The organism is Amycolatopsis sp. NPDC004772 (assembly GCF_053601215.1).
On the sequence record NZ_JBSGBK010000019.1, the window covers coordinates 11,010 to 30,935 of the forward strand.

Here is a 19,926-nt window from a genome sequence, read left to right on the forward strand (position 1 = left end):
TCAGGACAGTCCGAGTTCGTTGTCGATCAGGTCGAAGATCTCGTCGTCGCTCGCGGAGTCGAGTTCGGTGTCCTCGTCCCCGGCGGCGCCCCGGCGGCGGGCGAGCAGGGTCTCCAGCCGCGCGGTGACGCGGCGGCTGTCCCCCGCGCGTTCCAGCAGCCGGTCCAGTTCCTCGAGCACTGCGGCTTCCGGGTCGGCGGCGGTGAGGGCGAGCCCGGCGAGCAGGTGCGCGGCGAGGTCGGCGGGCGACGGGTGGTCGAAGATCAGCGTGGCCGGCAGCCGCAGCCCGCTCTCGGCGGTGAGCCGGTTGCGCAGCTCGACCGCGGTGAGCGAGTCGAAGCCCAGGTCGAGGAAGCCGCGACTGCCTTCGACGTCGGCGGCCGAGCCGTGGCCCAGCACCGTGGCGACGTGCCCGCGCACGACGTCGAGCAGGAAGTCACCGCGCTCGGCCTCGGGCACGCCCGCCAGCCGCTCGGCCAGCGCGGGGCCTTCGGCCGGCCCAGCCGCCGACGCGGTCCGGCGCGCCGGGGCCCGCACCAGCGACGCGAACAGCGGCGGCAACCCCGACTGCGCGCCCAGCGCGGCCGGGTCGAGCTGCAGCGGCAGCAGGGACGGTTCCGGCCGGGCCGCCGCGACGTCGAACAGGTCGAGGCCGCGGTCGGCGGTGAACGGGACGAACGCGGACCGCGCCAGTTTCGCGAGGTCGGCTTCGCGGAGCATGCCGTCGGTGGCCCACGGGCCCCAGCCCAGCGATCCGGCCGGGAGCCCCCGGGCCGCGCGGTGCTGCGCCAGCGCGTCGAGGAACGCGTTCGCCGCGGCGTAGTTGCCCTGGCCGGGGCTGCCCAGCGTCGCCGCCGCCGAGGAGAACAGGACGAACGCCGAGAGGCCCCGGTCCCGGGTGAGTTCGTGCAGGTTCAGGGCCGCGTCGACCTTCGGCCGCAGCACCGCGTTCAGCCGCTCGGGCGTCAGGGACGCGACGACGCCGTCGTCGAGGACACCGGCCGCGTGCACCACGCCGGTGAGCGCCGGGATCGCGGCCAGCACGGCGGCCAGCTCCCGGCGGTCGGCGGCGTCGGCGGCCACGATCCGGACGTCCGCGCCGAGTTCCCGCAGCCCGGCGGCCAGTTCGGCCGCGCCGGGAGCGTCCGGCCCGCGGCGGCTCAGCAGGACCAGGTCGCGGACGCCGTGCCCGGTGACCAGCCGCCGGGCGGCCAGGCCGCCCAGCGCGCCGGTGCCGCCGGTGATCAGCACCGTGCCGTCGCCGAAGGACGGCGGCATGGTGAGCACGACCTTGCCGACGTGCTTGGCCTGGCTGACGAACCGGAACGCCTCGGGCGCGCGCCGGACGTCCCAGGTCCGCACCGGCAGCGGCGTCAGCGCACCCGCCTCGAACAGCGCGAGGACTTCGGTGAACAGCTCCCGGATGCGGTCCGGCCCGGCTTCGACCAGGTCGAACGCCTGGTATCGGACGCCCGGGTGGGCGGCGGCCACGGCGGTCGCGTCGCGCACGTCGGCCTTGCCCATCTCGAGGAACCGCCCGCCGCGCGGCATCAGCGCGAAGGAGGCGTCGACGAACTCGTGGGTCAGCGCGTTGAGCACGACGTCGACGCCCCGGCCGCCGCTGGCCTCGCGGAACAGCTCCGCGAACCCGGTCGTGCGCGAGGACGCGAGGTGCGCGTCGTCGAGCCCGGAGGCGCGCAGGACGTCCCACTTGCCGGGGCTGGCGGTGGCGTAGACCTCGGCGCCGAGGTGGCGGGCCAGCTGGATGGCGGCCATCCCGACGCCGCCGGCGCCCGCGTGCACCAGCACCGACTCGCCCGCCCGCAGCCCGGCCAGATCGACCAGGCCGTAATAGGCGGTGAGGAAGACGATGGGCACCGACGCGGCTTCGCTGAACGACCAGCCGTCGGGGATCTTCGCGAGCATCCGCTGGTCGGCGACCGAACGCGGGCCGAAGGAACCGGGAAAGAAGCCCATCACCTGGTCGCCGGGGGCCAGCCCGGTGACGCCTTCGCCGCATTCGAGGACGACGCCGGCGCCTTCGATGCCCATGAGCGGTTCGCCCGGGTACATGCCAAGGCCGATGAGGACGTCGCGGAAGTTCATCCCGGCGGCGCGGATGGCCACCCGGACCGTGCCCGGTTCGAGGGTTTCCGGCAGCGGGTTCGGGACGAGCGCGAGGTTCTGCAGGGTGCCGCGGCCGGTGCTGTCGAGCCGCCAGGTGCCTTCGGGCGGCTGGAGCAGGGTGCCGGTGCCGGCGCGCACGAGCCGTGCGGCCAGTGCGCGACCGTCCCGCAGCGCGAGCTGGGGTTCCCCGGAAGCGACCGCGCCGAGCAGCGCCGCCGAGCGCGGGTCTTCGTCGTCGAGGTCGACCAGGACGAGCCGGCCGGGGTTCTCGAACTGCGCCGACCGCAGCAGGCCCCACACGGGCGCGGCGGTGAGGTCGGGGACGCGGTCGCCGTCGGCGGCACCGACCGCGCCGCGGGTCACCAGGACCAGCCGGGCGGTGGCGAACCGCTCGTCGGCCAGCCACTCCCGGACCAGCTCGAGCGCGAAGGCGGCCCGCTCACGCGGCTGCGTCGAGTGCCGGATGGCGGAGAAGACGTACTGCGGCTCTTCGCCGCTTTCTTCGGTGCGGCGACCGAGTTCGGCGAGGTCCACACACGACTCGACGGTGCCCGCCGAGGCGAGCCCGGCCGCCAGGCCGAGCGGGTCCGGGCCGATGACCGCGTACCGGCCGCCCGGGGTCTCCGGCACCGGCACCGGCGTCCACTCGACCTGGAACAGCGCGTCGCTCTCCGGCCCGTGCAGCTGCTCGGCGGACACCGGCCGCAGCACGAGCGCGACCACCGACGCGACCGGAGCACCGGTCGTGTCGGCGACGTCGACGGCCACCGCGTCCCCGGCGCCCGGCCGCAGCCGCACCCGCAGCGCGGTGGCGCCGGTCGCGTGCAGGGTGACGCCGGTCCAGGCGAACGGCAGCCGCGGACCGGTGCCACCCTCGCGCAGGCCGAGGGCGTGCAGTGCGGCGTCCAGCAGGGCCGGGTGCAGGCCGAACCCGCTCACCTGCGGCTCCGGCAGCGCGACCTCGGCGTAGATCTCCTCGCCGAGGCGCCACGCCGCGCGCAGGCCGCGGAAAGCCGGGCCGTAGCCGAACCCGGACGCCGCGAGAGTGTCGTAGAAGCCGGTGACCTCGACGGGTTCCGCTCCGGCGGGCGGCCATTCGGACCAGGTGGCCGGTTGTGCCGTGGCCGCCGGTACGAGAACACCTGCGGCGTGCGCGGTCCAGTCGTCGCGGCCCTCCGGACGCGAGTGGATCGTCAGCTCGCGACGGCCGTCGTCGTCCGGGCCGCCGACCGCCACCTGGATCGCGACGGCGTCCTGCTCGCGCAGCACGAGCGGCGCGGCGAGGGTCAGTTCCTCGACCACCGGGCAGCCAGCTTGGTCGCCGGCGCGGATCGCCAGCTCGACGAAGGCGGTGCCGGGCAGCAGAACCGTGCCGAGCACGGCGTGGTCGGCGAGCCACGGTTGGGTCGCGAGGGACAGCCGCCCGGTGAGGACGACACCGTCGCCCCCGGCCAGCGGCAGGGTCGCGGCCAGCAGCGGGTGTGCCGCGTCGGTGAGCCCGGCCGCGCCGACGTCCCCGGCGGGCGCCGAAACCTCGGGCCAGTAGCGGCGGTGCTGGAAGGCGTACGTCGGCAGCGGGACGCGGCGGGCGCCGGCGAACGCGGCCGAGAGGTCGACCGGGACGCCGCGGACCCACAGCCCGGCGAGCGCGGTGGCGAACGTGCGCTCCTCCGGCCGGTCGCGGCGCAGCAGCGGCACGGCCACCACGTCCTCGCCGAGGCAGTCGGCCGCCATCGCGCTGAGCACGGCGTCCGGTCCGGCTTCGAGGAACGTCCGGACGCCCAGGCCGGCCAGGGTGGCGACGGCGTCGGCGAACCGCACCGACGCCCGCACCTGCCGCACCCAGTAGTCCGGAGTGGACAGTTCCGGCCCGGCGAGCTGGCCGGTCACCGTGGAGACCACGGCGCGTTCGGCCGGGTGGTAGGTCAGCCGCCGCGCGACCGCGGCGAAGTCGTCGAGCATCGCGTCCATCCGCGGCGAGTGGAACGCGTGGCTCACCTTGAGCCGCTTGGTCCGCACACCGGCCGCCGCGAACCCGGCGGCCAGCGCCAGCACGACGTCCTCGTCGCCGGAGACGACGACCGAGCCGGGCCCGTTGACCGCCGCGATGCCGGCCCGGCCGCCGGTCTTGGCCACCTCGGCGGCCACGGCTTCCTCGCCGGCGCGCAGCGAAACCATCGCCCCGCCGTCCGGCAGGGCCTCCATCAGGCGGCCGCGGGCGGCGACCAGCTCGGCGGCGTCGGCCAGCGACAGCACCCCGGCGACGTGCGCCGCGACCAGCTCGCCGATCGAGTGGCCGGCGAGGTGGTCCGGTCGCACGCCCCAGCTCTCGGCCACCCGGAACAGGGCCAGCTCGACGGCGAACAGCGCGGGTTGGGTGTAGGCCGTCCGGTCCAGCTGCGTCTCGGTGCCCGGCTCGGCGAAGACGACGTCGCGCAGCGGGTGCTCCAGGTGCGGGTCGAGGTGCGCGCAGGCCTCGTCGAAGGCGTCGGCGTAGACCGCGAACCGGTCGTAGAGCTCCCGGCCCATCCCGGCGCGCTGGGCGCCCTGGCCGGTGAACAGCACGGCGAGCGGGCCGGTGGCCGCCTCGCCCTGGACGACCTCGGGCGCGGGCGTGCCGCCGGCGAGCGCGGCCAGGCCCGTCCGGAAGTCCTCGGCCGTCGTCCCGAGCACGACGGCACGGTGGTCCAGGGCCGCCCGGCCGGTGGTCAGGGAGAATCCGACGTCGGCCGAGCGGGCGTCCACTTCGGACAGGAGGACGGCCTGGGCGCGCAGCGCGGCGACCGACCGGCCCGAGACCGGCCACGGCACCCACCCCGTGACCTCGGCCGCGGCCGGTTCGGGAGCGGGTTCGGCCTGCTCGATGATGGTGTGCGCGTTGGTGCCGGAAATACCGAACGAGGAGATCCCGGCCCGGCGCGGCCGGTCGGCCGGCCATTCGCGCGCCTCGGTGAGCAGCTCGACCGCACCGGCCGTCCAGTCCACATGGGACGTCGGCACGTCGACGTGGAGGGACTTCGGCAGCACACCGTGGCGCATGGCCATGACCATCTTGATGATCCCGGCGGCTCCGGCGGCGGCCTGCGTGTGCCCGATGTTCGACTTCACCGAACCGAGCCACAGCGGGGTTTCGCGGTCCTGGCCGTAGGCGGCCAGCACGGCTTGCGCCTCGATCGGGTCGCCCAGCGTGGTCCCGGTGCCGTGTGCCTCGACGACGTCCACATCGGACGGTTCGAGTCCGGCGTCGGCCAGTGCCGCGCGGATCACGCGCTGCTGCGACGGCCCGTTCGGCGCGGTCAGGCCGTTCGACGCGCCATCGGAGTTGATCGCCGAACCGCGGACGAGCGCCAGGACTTCGTGACCGTTGCGCCGCGCGTCCGAAAGGCGTTCCAGCAGGAGCAGGCCCGCGCCCTCGGCCCAGCCGGTGCCGTCGGCCGCCTCGGCGAACGGCTTGCACCGGCCGTCGGGGGCCAGCCCGCGCTGCCGGCTGAACTCGACGAACGCCCCCGGCGTCGACATCACCGTGACCCCGCCGGCGACGGCCATCGTGGACTCGCCCCGGCGCAGCGACTGGCCGGCCAGGTGCAGCGCGACCAGCGACGACGAACACGCGGTGTCGACCGCGACCGACGGCCCTTCCAGCCCGAAGGTGTAGGAGACGCGCCCGGCGATGACGCTGGTGGTGTTCCCGGTCAGCAAGTGGCCCTCGACGCCGTCGGACGCGCCGAGCAGGGTGACGTAGTCCTGGCCGTTGGTGCCGGCGAACACCCCGGTCTTCGTGCCGCGCAGCGCGCGCGGGTCGATGCCGGCGCGCTCGAACAGCTCCCACGACGTCTCCAGCAGCAGCCGCTGCTGCGGGTCCATCGCCAGAGCTTCGCGGGGTGAGATGCCGAAGAACCCGGCGTCGAACTCCGTGACACCGTCGAGGAAACCGCCCTCCCGGGTGTAGCTGCGGCCGCTCTTGCCCGGGTCCGGGTCGTACAGCGCGCCGACGTCCCAGCCGCGGTCGGCGGGGAACGGGGCGATGCCGTCGCCGCCTTCGCCGACCAGGCGCCAGAGGTCTTCCGGCGAGCGGACCCCGCCCGGGTAGCGGCAGCTCATGGCGATGATCGCGATCGGGTCGTCGTCGACGGCGGCCGCGGCCGTGGGCCGCTCCGGGGTGTCGGCGCCGAAGATCTCCGCCAGCAGGCGGTCGGTCAGGTCCGCCGGGGTCGGGTGGTCGAACACGAGCGTCGAGGGCAGGGTGAGGCCGGTTTCGGCGGCGAGGCCGTTGCGCAGCTCGACGGCGGTGAGCGAGTCGAAGCCGAGGTCCTTGAAGGGCCGCGCGGGCTCGATGGCCTCGGCGCCGTCGTGGCCGAGGACCGCCGCGGCGCGGACGCGCACGACGTCCAGGAGCACGCGACGGCGTTCGGGGCCGGGCAGCGCGGCCAGGCGGGTGGTCAGCTCGGCCGTGCCGCGCTCACCGGTGTTCTCGTCGACGGCGAACTCGGGCAGCTCGCTCATCAGCGGCCGGGGCCGGGCCGCCGCGTACGACGGCGCGAACTTCGCCCAGTCGACGTCGGCGACCACGACGGTGGTCTCGTTCAGCTCGACGGCCTGCAGGAGCGCGCGCAGCCCGAGGTTCGGGTCGAGCGGGAGCAGACCGCGCCGGCGAAGGAGCTCGTCGCCTTCTTCGGAGGCGCCCATGCCGGCGCCCGCCCAGGGGCCCCAGGCGACCGACGTCCCGGCGCGTCCGGTGGCGCGGCGGCGTTCCGCGAGGGCGTCGAGGTGCGCGTTGGCCGCCGCGTAGGCGCCTTGGTGGCCGCTGCCCCAGACTCCGGCGATGGAGGAGAAAAGCACGAAGTCCTGGACCTCGCCGAAGAGTTCGTCGAGGTGGACGGCACCGTCCACTTTGGCGCTGACGACCTCGGCGAAGTCCGTTGTGGACGATTTGGCGATCGGCGTGAACCGGCCGTACCCGGCGGCGTGGAAGACCGCGGTCACGTTCCGTCCATCCAGGACTCCGGCTAGTGCCGCGCGGTCGGTGACGTCACAGGCGACGATTTCGGCGTCGGCGCCGAGGTCACGCAGCTGCGTCGCGAGCTCGTCCGCGCCGGGGGCGTCCGGGCCGCGACGGCTCAGGAGCAGGAGATCCCGGGTGCCGCGGGCGGCCAGGGTCCGGGCGAGCGCGCCGCCCAGGGCCCCGGTGCCGCCGGTGATCAGCACGCTGCCGTCGGGCCGCCAGGTGCCGGGGGTGGCGTCCGCCGGGGCGCGGACGAGCCGGGGCACGAACGCGCCGGACGTCCGCAGGGCCACCTGGTCTTCGCCGGTGCCCGCGGCCAGGAGGGCGGCGAGCCGGTCGTGGCCGCGGTCGTCGAGGGTGGCCGGGAGGTCCAGGAGCCCGATTTCGCGGCCGGTGAGTTCGAGCGCGGCGACCCGGCCGAGGCCCCAGACCTGCGCAAGGGCCGGCTGGGGCGCGGCATCGGACCGGCCGGTGCGCACGGCTGCGGTGGTGGCGAGCCAGAGCGGGCCGGGCAGGTCGGCCTGCAGCACGGTGAGGGCTTCGGCCAGGTCGGCCGGGAAGGCGAGCGCTCCGGCGATGTCCTGCACCTCACCCAGGCGTTCGAGGGGCACGGTACGGACCTCCGCACCCCGCTCGGCCAGGCTTTCCGCGATCCCCGCGGGCGCGGTACCGACGACCAGCCAGGTGCCGGACAGCCGTCCGGCCGCGATCGGGTGCGGCCGCCAGGCGACGCGATAGCGCCACGATTCGACGGCGCTCGCCTCGCGGTGGCGGGTGCGCCAGGCCTGGAGCGCGGGCTGGATGGCGTCGGCGAGGTCTTCGTCGACGGCGAGGTCGCGGGCCAGGTCACCGCGTTCGACGGCGGCCCAGAATTCGGCGTCCTCGGTGTCGGCGGCCGGCTGCGGACGAGCGGGTTCGAGCCAATACCGGCGGTGTTCGAAGGGGTACGTCGGCAGCGCGACGGCCCGCCCGGCCGATCCGGCGTACAGGCTCTCCCAGTCCAGGTCGACGCCGTGGACGTGCAGCCGGGCCAGCGCGGTGAAGAAGGTGCGTTCCTCGTCGCGGTCGCGGCGAAGGGCCGGGATCGCGGTACCCGGGACCATCGAGCTGAGCACACCGTCGGGCCCCAGTTCCAGGAACACGCCGACCCCGGCATCCTCCAGAGTGGACACTCCGTCGGCGAATCGGACCGCCTCCCGCACGTGCCGCACCCAGTAGTCCGCCGTGAACGACGAAGCGAGAGCACCGCTCACATTCGAGAGCACCGGTATCTCCGCCGGGTGGTACGTCAGCGTCTCGGCGACCGCGCGGAACTCGTCGAGCATCGGATCCATCAACGGCGAGTGGAACGCGTGACTCACGGTCAGCCGCTTGACCTTCGGGAACTTCGCCGCGATCTCCAGGACCGCGGCCTCCTCGCCGGAGATCACCACCGACTCGGGTCCGTTGACCGCCGCGATGGAGACACCTTCGGTCAGGGTGATCGCGGACTCGGGAGCGGCGATCGACACCATCGCGCCGCCGGCCGGGAGCGCCTGCATCAGCGACGCGCGGGCAGCAACCAGGCGGCAAGCGTCCTCCAGGGACAGAACACCGGCCACGTGCGCGGCCGAGATCTCGCCGATCGAATGCCCGGCCACGAAATCCGGCCGCACACCGAACGACTCGGCCAGCCGGAACAACGCCACCTCGACCGCGAACAACGCGGGCTGGGTGAACTCGGTCCGATCCAGCAGCGACGCATCCTCGAAGGCTTCGCGCAGCTCCGGACCGAAGTGCGCGAGCACCGCATCGAACGCTTCGGCGTACACCGGGAAGCGGTCATGGAGATCCCGGCCCATCCCGGCCCGCTGGGCGCCCTGACCGGTGAACAGCACCGCCAGCAGGGCGTCCCGGTCGGCCGCACCGGTGACCACGGCCGCGTCGGTGCCCCCGTCGGCGAGCACGTCCAGGGCCCGGTCGAGCTCGTCGCCGCTCGCGACGAGGACCGCGCGGTGATCGTGCGTGGCGCGGGTGAACGTCAGGGAGTACGCGAGGTCGTGCGGCGCCAGTCCGGATCCCCGGAGCCGGTCGGCTTGGGCACGCAACGCCGTGGCGCTCCGGGCCGACAGCGGGACGAGCGGCGGCGTCGCGTCCGGACCGGCCGGCGAGACCGCGACCGGCTCGGCTTGTTCGAGGACCACGTGCGCGTTGGTGCCGCTCACCCCGAACGCCGAGACGGCGGCGCGGCGCGGGCCGTCGGACGCCCACTCGCGTTCCTCAGTGAGCAGTTCCACCGCCCCCGCCGACCAGTCCACTTGCGACGACGGGGTGTCGACGTGCAGCGTGCGCGGCAGGACACCGTGCCGCATGGCGAGCACCATCTTGATCACCCCGGCCACGCCCGAAGCCGACTGCGTGTGCCCGATGTTGGACTTCAGCGAGCCGAGCCACAGCGGCCGGTCGCGGTCCTGGCCGTACGTCGCGAGCAGCGCCTGGGCCTCGATCGGGTCGCCGAGCCGGGTGCCGGTGCCGTGCGCCTCGACGACGTCCACATCGGACGGCCGCAGGCCGGCGTTCGCCAGCGCGGCCCGGATCACCCGTTGCTGCGACGGGCCGTTCGGGGCGCTGAGCCCGTTGGAGGCCCCGTCCTGGTTCACCGCCGAGCCGCGGACCACCGCGAGGATCGGGTGGCCGTGGCGGCGGGCGTCCGACAGCTTCTCCAGCAGCACCAGGCCGACGCCTTCGCTCCAGCCGGTGCCGTCGGCGGCGTCGGCGAAGGACTTGCAGCGACCGTCCTCGGCGAGGCCGCGCTGGCGGCTGAACTCGACGAACGCCGCCGGGTGCGCCATCACGGTGACGCCGCCCGCGAGGGCCATCGAACACTCGCCCTGCCGCAGCGACTGGCACGCCAGGTGCAGCGCGACCAGTGACGACGAGCACGCCGTGTCGACGGTGACGGCCGGGCCCTCCAGGCCGAACGTGTAGGACAGCCGGCCGGAGACGACGGCCGGGGCGCTGCCGGTCAGCAGGTAGCCTTCGGAGCCGCCGGACTCGTCGCGCGCGCCGACGCCGTAGCCGGACGACGTCGCGCCGACGAACACGCCGGTTCCGCTGCCGCGCAACGACTCCGGGTCGAGGCCCGCGCGCTCGAAGACCTCCCACGACGTCTCCAGCAGGACGCGCTGCTGCGGGTCCATGGCCAGGGCTTCGCGCGGGGAGATGCCGAAGAACCCGGCGTCGAACCGCGCCGCCGTGGTCATGAACCCGCCCTCGCGGGTGTAGCTGGTGCCGAGGTTCGCCGGGTCCGGGTCGTAGAGCGCGGCCAGGTCCCAGCCGCGGTCGGCGGGGAACGGGCCGACGCCGTCCGCGCCGTCGGCCAGCAGGCGCCACAGGTCCTCGGGCGAGGCCACGCCCCCCGGGTAGCGGCAGCCCATGGCGACGATGGCGATCGGCTCGTCGGACGCCATGGCCGTGGCGGTCGTGGCGGCCGGTTCGGTTCCGGTCACCTCGCGCAGGAGGTGACCGGCCAGGGCGCGCGGGTGCGGGTGGTCGAAGACGACGGTCGACGGGAGGCGGACGCCGGTCGCGGCGGTCAGCCGGTTGCGGAGTTCGACGGCGGTCAGCGAGTCGAAGCCGAGTTCGCGGAAGGCCCGGTCGGCGGGGACGGCCGCGCCGGAGTCGTGCCCCAGCACGGCGGCGGCTTGGGCGCGGACCAGGTCGAGGACGTGGTGCGCGGCCTCCCGCGGACCGAGCGTCCGGACCGCCTCGGCGAGGCCGGTCCCGACCTCGGCGACGACCTCCTCGACGCGGACTTCCGGCAGGTCCTCGATCAGCGGACGGCGCCGGGCGGCGGTGAACCCGGCGGCGAACCGCGGCCAGTCCATGTCGGCGACGGCCACGAAGGTCTCGTCGGCGTCGAGGGCGTGCTGGAGGGCGGCGACGGCGCGGTCCGGGGCCATCTCGCGCAGGCCACGGCGGCGCAGGTGGTCCTTCGCTTCGGCGCTGCCCGCCATGCCGTCGCCGGCCCAGGACCCCCAGGCCACGGACGTGGCTTTCCGCCCGGCGGCGCGTCGGCGGGCGGCGAGGGCGTCGAGGTGCGCGTTGGCGGCGGCGTAGGCGCCCTGGCCGGCACTGCCCCAGACACCGGCGTTGGAGGAGAAGAGGACGAAGGCGTCGAGGTCGTCGCCGAGGAGTTCGTCGAGGTGGTCGGCGCCGGTGGCCTTGGCCGCGAGGACTTCGGCGAAGTCTTCCACGCTGGTGTCGGCGATGGTTGCGGCTTGCGGCAGACCGGCGGTGTGGACGACCGCGCGGATGTCGTGGTGGTCGCGGACGAGCGCGGCGACGGCGTCCCGGTCGGCGAGGTCGCAGGCGGCGAAGGTGACCCGGCAGCCCAGCTCGGCGGCGAGTTCGGCGGCGCCGGGGGCGTCGGCGCCGCGGCGGCTGACGAGGACGAGGTGCTCGGCGCCGGACCGGGCCAGCCACCGGGCGACGTGCCCGCCAAGGGCGCCGGTGCCGCCGGTGACGAGGACAGTGCCCTCGGGCCGCCAGCGGCGGGCGGGTTCGGCCGAGGGTGCGTGCGCGAGCCGGCGCGCGAAGAGCCCGGAGGCCCGGACGGCGACCTGGTCTTCGTGGTCGAGCCCGGCGAGGACGGCGGCCAGGCGCCGCTTGGCCCGGGGTTCGAGGGTGGCGGGGAGGTCGATGAGGCCGCCCCAGCGTTCGGGGTGTTCGAGCCCGATGACGCGGCCGAGGGCCCAGACCTGCGCGGGATCGGCGGCGGGGGCTTGGTCGCCGGGGAGGGCCGTGACGGCGTTGCGGGTCAGGAGCCAGAGGGGCGCGGTGGTGCCGTCGAGGGCCTGGGCCAGGAGGAGGGTGCCCGCGGCATCGGGAAGGAGGGAGACGACGCCGGCGGCATCGGAGAAATCGTCGTCCGCGGAACCATCGCCGGGCCATTCGAGCAGCACCGGCTCGGCGCCGGCGGCCGCGAGGCAGCTCGTCACCTCCGTGGCGTCCGTTCCGGGCGGGGCGACCACCACCCAGCGACCCGCCAGCACCCCCGCCTCCGGCTCGGGCAGCGGCTTCCACTCCACCCGGTACCGCCAGGAGTCCACAGTGGACCTCTCCTGGCGCAGCCGCCGCCAGCGGGCGAGGGCGGGGAGCAGCTCGGCGAACGACGTCTCCGCGGGGACGTCGATCAGCTCCGCCAGCGCGCCCAGGTCACCGCCGTCGACCGCGGCCCAAAAGCGGGCGTCCGCCGGGTCCGCCGACACCTCCTGGCGAGGCGCGTCGAGCCAGTAGCGCCTGCGCTGGAACGCATAGGTCGGGAGGTCGGCGATCCGGCCGTCCGGGAACGCCGGCGTCCAGTCGACCGCCACCCCGGCCACGTGCGCCGCGGCGAGCGACGCGTGGAAGCGGCTCAGCCCGCCGTCGTCCCGGCGTAGCGAGCCGAGAGCGACCACGTCCTCGCCGAGCGCCATCGTCAGCACCGGGTGCGGCGACGCTTCGATGAACGTCCCGAAGCCTTCGCTCTTCAGCCGCTCGACAGCGATGTCCAAGCGGACGGTGCTGCGCAGGTTGGTGTACCAGTACCCGGCGTCCAGCGCTTCGGCCCACTCGCCGGTCACGGTGGACATGAATGCGGTCCCGGGCCGCTGGGGAGTGATGGGGGCGAGCACGTCCAGAAGCTCGTCGCGCAGCTGCTCGACCTGCGCCGAGTGGGACGCGTAGTCCACCGGCACCCGCTTGGCGCGGATCCCCTCGGCCTCGCAGGCCGCGGCAAAAGCGTCCAGCCCGGCGGGCGAGCCGGAAACCACCACCGCGGCAGGACCGTTCACCGCGGCGATCGACAGCCCATCGGTAAGCCGCGCTTCGACCGTTTCCAAGGGCGCCGCCACCGAGACCATGCCACCGCGGCCCGCCAGCGCAAGAATCGCCTTGCTCCGCAACGCCACCACGCGAGCGCCGTCCTCAAGCGACAGTGCCCCCGAGACGACCGCGGCCGCGATCTCCCCCTGGGAGTGCCCCACGACGGCATCCGGCACCACCCCGAACGACCGCCACAGCTCCGCCAGCGACACCATCACCGCGAACAACGCGGGCTGCACCACATCGACCCGGCTCAACGCCTCCGCGTCGGCCAGCACCGCGCGCAGCGACCAGTCCACAAAGGACGACAACGCCACCGCGCACTCGTCGAGACGCGCTGCGAACACCGGCGACGACGCCGCCAGCTCCAGCGCCATCCCGGCCCACTGCGAACCCTGCCCCGGAAAGACCAGCGCCACCTTGCCGCAGGCCGACGCCTCCCCGGTGACCACATCGGCACTCGGCGTCCCGGCAGCCAGCGCAGCGAGCCCGCCCGAGCCGACGACCACCGCTCGATGGCTCAGCAACGCCCGCGCCTTCACCAGCGAGAACCCGACGTCGACCGGATCGCCGTCGTGCGCGAGCAGCGCAGCCGCCTGCCCGCGCAACGCCTCCGGAGAGTCCGCCGACAGCACCCATGGCACCGGCCCCGAAGCCACGCGCGGCGGCGGAGCGGGTTCGGCCGGAACCTGCTCCAGGACCACGTGCGCGTTCGTCCCGCTGACGCCGAACGACGAGACGCCGATCCGCCGCGGCCGCCCGGTCTCCGGCCACGGCGTCGCCTCGGTGAGCAGCCGCACTTCCCCGGCGCTCCAGTCCACTTGGGACGAAGGCGCGTCGATGTGCAGCGACCGCGGCAGCACGCCCCGCCGCATGGCCTGGACGGACTTGATCACCCCGGCCACCCCGGCGGCGGCCTGCGTGTGCCCGAGGTTCGACTTGACCGAACCGAGCAGCAACGGCCGGTCCGCCGCACGACCGCGGCCGTAGGTGGCCAGCAGCGCCTGCGCCTCGATCGGGTCGCCCAGCGTCGTTCCGGTGCCGTGAGCCTCGACCGCATCGACGTCCGAAGTGGACAGACCGGCGTTCGCCAGCGCGGCCCGGATGACCCGCTGCTGCGCCGGCCCGTTCGGCGCGGTCAAGCCGCTGCTCGCACCGTCCTGGTTGACGGAGGAACCGCGGACGACGGCGAGCACCGGGTGCCCGTGGCGACGCGCGTCGGAAAGGCGTTCGACGAGCAGCATCCCGGCGCCTTCGCCCCAGCCGGTGCCGTCGGCCGCGTCGGCGAAGGGCTTGCAGCGGCCGTCGGCAGCCAGACCGCGCTGGCGGCTGAAGGCGGTGAACGTGCCCGGCGTGGCCATCACCGTGACACCGCCGGCCAGCGCAAGCGAGCAGTCGCCGAGCCGGACGGCCTGGCAGGCCAGGTGCAACGCCACGAGCGACGACGAACACGCCGTGTCGATCGTGACGGCCGGGCCTTCCAGCCCGAGGGTGTAGGCGATCCGGCCGGAGGCGACACTGCCCGCGCTGCCGTTGCCGAGGAACGCCTCGAACTCCGCGAACACCTCGGGGGCGAGCAGCAGCCGGGCCGCGTAGTCGGAGTACATGACCCCCGCGTAGACGCCTACTTTCGAGCCGCGCACGGACGTCGGGTCGATGCCGGCGCGCTCGAAGGCTTCCCACGACGTCTCCAGCAGCAGCCGCTGCTGGGGGTCCATGGCCAGGGCTTCCCGCGGGGAGATCCCGAAGAAGCCGGCGTCGAAGTCGGCCGCGTCGTGCAGGAACGCGCCCTCGCGGGTGTAACTGGTGCCCGCGCTGCCGGGGTCGGCGTCGTACAGCGCGTCGAGGTCCCAGCCGCGGTCGGCCGGGAACGCCCCGACCGCGTCCTCCCCCGCTTCGACCAGTTCCCACAGCTGTTCGGGGGTGCGGACCCCGCCGGGGAAGCGGCAGCTCATGCCGACGATCGCGACCGGCTCCTGCGCGCGGTCCTCGTTCTCCTGCAGCCGGCGGCGGGCTTCGCGCAGGTCGGCCGTGGCGCGCTTGAGGTAGTCCAGGAGCTTCTGTTCGTTCGACATTCAGGACATCCCCAGTTCGTCGTCCAGGAGGTCGAAGATCTCCTCGGCGGTGGCGTCGGCCAGTTCCGGGCCGGAGTCCGCCCGGCGGTCGTCGGTCGCGGTCCACCGGGCCAGCAGCCCGCGCAGGCGCTCGGTGATCAGGTCGCGTTCGCCGGCCTCGGTCTCGGTCGCGGCGAGCACCGCGGCCAGCCGGTCCAGCTCGGCGTGGACGGGCAGGACGGCCTTCGCGCCGTCCGCGGGCAGCTCGGCGCACAGGTGCTTGGTGAGCGCGTCCGGGTTGGGGTAGTCGAAGATCAGCGTGGCGGGCAGCCGCAGCCCGGTCACCGCGTTGAGCCGGTTGCGCAGCTCCAGCGCGGTCAGCGAGTCGAACCCGAGGTCGAGGAAGCCGCGCCCGGCCTCGACGGCGTGGCCCGAGGCATACCCGAGGACCGCCGCCACCTGGGCGCGCACGACCTCGTCGACGACCCGGAGCTGCTCGGCTTCCGGCAGCCCGGCGAGCCGTTCGGCCAGCCCGGGTCCGGCCGGGACGCCGTCGCGCACGGCCCGCCGTCCGGACGTCCTGATCAGCCCGCGCAGCAGCGGCGGCACGTCCGCCCGGGCGCGCCAGGCAGCGAGGTCCAGGGCGACCGGCATGAGCAGCGGCTCGCCGGTCCCGAGGGCGAGGTCGAACAGCCGCAGTGCGCGGTCGGTCGGCAGGGCGCGGACGCCGGACCGCCCGAGGCGCGACACGTCGTCGTCGCCGAGGTGCGCGGTCAGGCCGCTGCGGGCCTCCCACAGTCCCCACGCGAGCGAGGTCGCGGGCAGGCCGTGGCCGTGGCGGTGCTGAGCGAGCGCGTCGAGGTAGGCGTTGGCCGCGGAGTAGCCCGCCTGGCCCGCGCCGCCCATCGTCGCCGCGAAGGAGGAGAACAGGACGAACGCGTCGAGCTCCAGGTCCTCGGTCAGCTCGTGCAGGTGCCGCGCGGCGACCGCCTTGGGCCGCAGCACCGTGTCGAGCCGCTCCGGGTTCAGCGCTTCGAGGACGCCGTCGTCGAGCGCGCCCGCCGCGTGGATCACCGCGGTCAGCGGGTGCTCGGCCGGGATCGTCGCCAAGGCGTCTTCGAGGGCGGCCCGGTCGGCGACGTCGCAGGCGACCACGGTGACGGACGCGTCGGCCAGCCCGCCGAGGTCGGGGGCGCTGCGGCTGAGCAGCAGCAGGTGCCGGACGCCGTGGACGGTCACCAGGTGGCGCGCGAGCAGCCCGCCGAGCACGCCGCTCGCGCCGGTGAGCAGGACGGTCCCGTCCGGGTTCCAGGCGTGCTCCCGCAGCGGCGGAGTCGCTCGCGCCAGGCGCGGCACGCGGAGTTCGCCGCCGCGCACCGCCAGCTGCGGCTCGCCGGACGCGGCGGCCACCCCGGCCCAGGTGGCGAGGTTCTCGGTCGTGTCGACGTCGAGGAGGACGAACCGGTCCGGGTGCTCCGACTGCGCGGAACGCACGAGGCCCCAGACGGCCGCGGCGGCGGGGTCGGCGGGCGCCTCCCCGACGGCCGACTCGGTGACCAGGACCAGCCGCCCGTCTCCGCTCAGGAAGTCCTGCAGGGTCTTGAGCGTGTCGGCCGTCGTGTCGCCCCGGCACTCGGTGTAGACGACCGGCCCGGACCCGCCCAGCGGCACCGCCGGGGCGGCCGGTTCGGCGTCCAGGCGCTGCCAGGTCAGGGTGAAGAGCCCGTCGTGGTCCGCGGCGGCGGCCAGCTGCCCGGCCGAGATCGGCCGCATGACCAGGGATTCCGCTTCGGCGACCGGTGCGCCGGTTTCGTCGGCGACGGCGACCGAGACGCCGTCCGCGCCGAGTGCTCCGAGCCGGACCCGCAGGGTGGTCGCGCCGGTCGCGTACAGCCGGACGCCGGTCCACGCGAACGGCAGCCGGGGGCCGGCTTGGGCGCTGGTCAGGCCGATCGGGTGCAGGGCTGCGTCGAGCAGGGCCGGGTGCAGGCCGTACCGAGCCGCTTCGGCGCGCTGCTCGGCGGGCAGGACGACCTCGGCGTAGAGGTCGTCGCCGTGCCGCCAGGCCGCGCGCAGGCCCTGGAACGCCGGGCCGTAGCGGTAGCCGTGGCCGGCCAGGGTGTCGTAGTGACCGGCCACGGGCAGCGGTTCCGCGCCCGGCGGCGGCCACGCGGTGAGCGCCGTGCCCGGCTCGACACCGGTGGCCAGGATGCCTTCGGCGTGCTGGGTCCACTCGAGATCGTCGCCGGGTCGCGAATGGACGGTCAGCGCGCGACGCCCGGTTTCGTCAGCGGTCTCGACCCGGAGCTGGACGGCGACGCCGCCACGGCGGGGCAGCACCAGGGGCGCCTGCAGGGTCAGCTCTTCGACGGTCTCGCAGCCGACCTGGTCGCCCGCCTGCACGGCCAGCTCGACGAACGCGGTGCCCGGCAGCAGCACGGTGTCGCCGACCGCGTGATCGGCGAGCCACGGGTGGGTGCTCAGGGACAGCCGTCCGGTGAGCAGGGTGGTGCCGGTGCCCGCGACGGTCACGGCCGCGCCGAGCAGCGGATGCCCGGCGTCGGTGAGGCCGAGCCCGCCGACGTCCCCCGCCGTGACCGCGGTCCACTGTGGCCAGTACCGCTCCTGCTGGAACGGGTAGGTGGGGATATCGGTGAACCGGGCGCCGGGGAACGCCGGGGTCCAGTCGACGTCGACGCCGTTGACGTGCGCTTCGGCCAAGGCGGTGTAGAAGCGGGTGAGCCCGCCGTCGTCCCTTCGCAGCGAACCCACGGCGAGGACGTCGTCCCCGAGGGCCATGGTCAGCACCGGATGTGGGGACGCCTCCACGAACGTCCCGAACCCGTCGTTCTTCAACCGCTCGACGGCGATGTCCAGCCGCACTGTGCTGCGGAGGTTGCGGTACCAGTACTCGGCGTCGAGCGCGCCGTCGGCCCACTCGCCGGTCACCGTCGAGAAGAACGCCGTCTGCCCGGTGCGTGGGGTGATCGGGCCGAGCACGTCGAGGAGTTCTTCGTGCAGTTGCTCGACCTGCGCCGAGTGCGAGGCGTAGTCGACCGGCACGCGCTTGGCCCGGATGCCGTCGGCGGTGCACGCCGCGATCAGCTCGTCGAGGGCGGCCGGCTCCCCGGACACGACCACCGCGGCCGGGCCGTTCACCGCCGCGATCGAGATCCCCTCGGTCAGCCGCTCCTCGACGGCGGACAGCGGCGCGGCCACCGACACCATTCCCCCGCGGCCGGCCAGCGCCAGGATCGCCTTGCTGCGCAGGGCCACCACCCGCGCACCGTCGTCCAGGGAGAGCGCACCCGACACCACCGCGGCCGCGATCTCGCCCTGCGAATGGCCGACCACCGCGTCCGGGACCACGCCGAACGAACGCCACAGCTCGGCCAGCGACACCATCACCGCGAACAACGCGGGCTGCACGACATCGACCCGGCCCAAGGCTTCCGCGTCCGCCAGCACGTCACGCAGCCGCCAGTCCACAAAGGACGACAAGGCCGCCGCACACTCGTCGAGCCGGGCCGCGAACACTGCGGAGGACTCCGCCAGTTCGAGCGCCATCCCGGGCCACTGCGAACCCTGGCCGGGGAAGACGAGCGCCACCTTGCCGGGCGTTCCGGCGATCCCGGAAACCGCGCCTGTCGCCGGGACTCCCTCGGCGACGGCGGCGAGCGCCTCGGCACCGAACACCACCGCGCGGTGCGGGAACCGCGACCGGGCCGTGACCAGCGTGAACCCGACGTCGGCCGGGTGCCCGCCAACGCCGGCGAGGGCGGCGGCCTGGTCGCGCAGGGCGGTTTCGGTCCGTCCGGACAGCACCCACGGCACCGGCCCGGAGACCGGCTCGCGCTCCTCGGCCACGGCTTCCGGCGCCTGTTCGAGGATCGCGTGCGCGTTGGTGCCCGAGATGCCGAACGACGACACCCCGGCCCGCCGCGGCCGCCGGGCGGTCCACTCCCGCGGCTCGGTGAGCAGCTCGACCGAGCCGGCCGACCAGTCCACATGCGACGACGGCGCGTTCACGTGCAGCGTCGGCGGGAGCACGCCGTGCCGCATCGCCATGACCATCTTGATCACGCCCGCGACCCCGGCCGCGGCTTGGGTGTGCCCGAGGTTGGACTTCACCGAGCCCAGCCACAGCGGCTCGTCCCGCTCTTGGCCGTAGGTGGCCAGGAGCGCCTGGGCCTCGATCGGGTCGCCCAGCGTCGTGCCGGTCCCGTGTGCCTCGACAGTGTCCACTTCGGACGGCTTCAAACCGGCGTCCGCAAGGGCCGCGCGGATGACGCGTTGCTGCGACGGTCCGTTCGGCGCGGTCAGGCCGTTGGACGCGCCATCGGAGTTCACCGCCGAACCGCGCACCACGGCCAGCACCCGGCGGCCGTCGCGCAGGGCGTCCGACAGCCGCTGCACCAGCAGCATGCCCGCGCCTTCGGAGAACCCGGCGCCGTCCGCGGCGTCGGCGAAGGCCTTGCACCGGCCGTCCGCGGCGAGGCCGCGCTGGAGGCTGAAGTCGACGAACATGCCGGGGGTCGCCATCACGGTCGCCCCGCCGGCCAGCGCCATCGAGCACTCGCCACGCCGCAGCGCCTGCACGGCCAGGTGCAACGCCACCAGCGACGAGGAACACGCCGTGTCCACCGTCAGCGACGGCCCTTCGAGACCGAACACATAGGACAGCCGCCCGGAGACGACGCTGGCCGCGTTGCCGACCCCCGCGTGGCCCTCCAGGGACTCGATCGAGCGTTCCAGCAGGGCCGGGTAGTCCTGGCCGTTGGTCCCCGCGAAGACGCCGATCCGTTCGCCCCGCACCGAAACCGGGTCGAGCCCGGCGCGTTCGAAGGCCTCCCACGACGTCTGGAGCAGCAACCGCTGCTGCGGGTCCATCGCGAGCGC

General features: G+C 74.8%; 2 protein-coding genes (1 of these 2 cut by a window edge). Both read right to left on the reverse strand.

Annotation, left to right across the window (positions count from 1 at the left end):
* Nucleotides 1-15,048, reverse strand: coding sequence for a type I polyketide synthase (locus tag ACWEF6_RS14730; protein WP_449683388.1), 15,048 nt, complete (start codon nt 15,046-15,048; stop codon nt 1-3).
* A protein-coding gene (locus ACWEF6_RS14735; protein WP_449683389.1) for a beta-ketoacyl synthase N-terminal-like domain-containing protein crosses the window boundary here: on the reverse strand, nt 15,049-19,926 show its end. It continues 9,486 nt past the right edge of the window; only the last 4,878 of its 14,364 coding nucleotides appear in the window; its start codon lies off the right edge, out of view; it ends in the stop codon at nt 15,049-15,051. It lies immediately after the preceding gene.

What these genes read in the sequence shown, in the direction of transcription:
- ACWEF6_RS14730 (WP_449683388.1), bottom strand. Translation starts at nt 15,048, where the DNA reads ATGTCGAACGAACAGAAGCTCCTGGACTACCTCAAGCGCGCCACGGCC.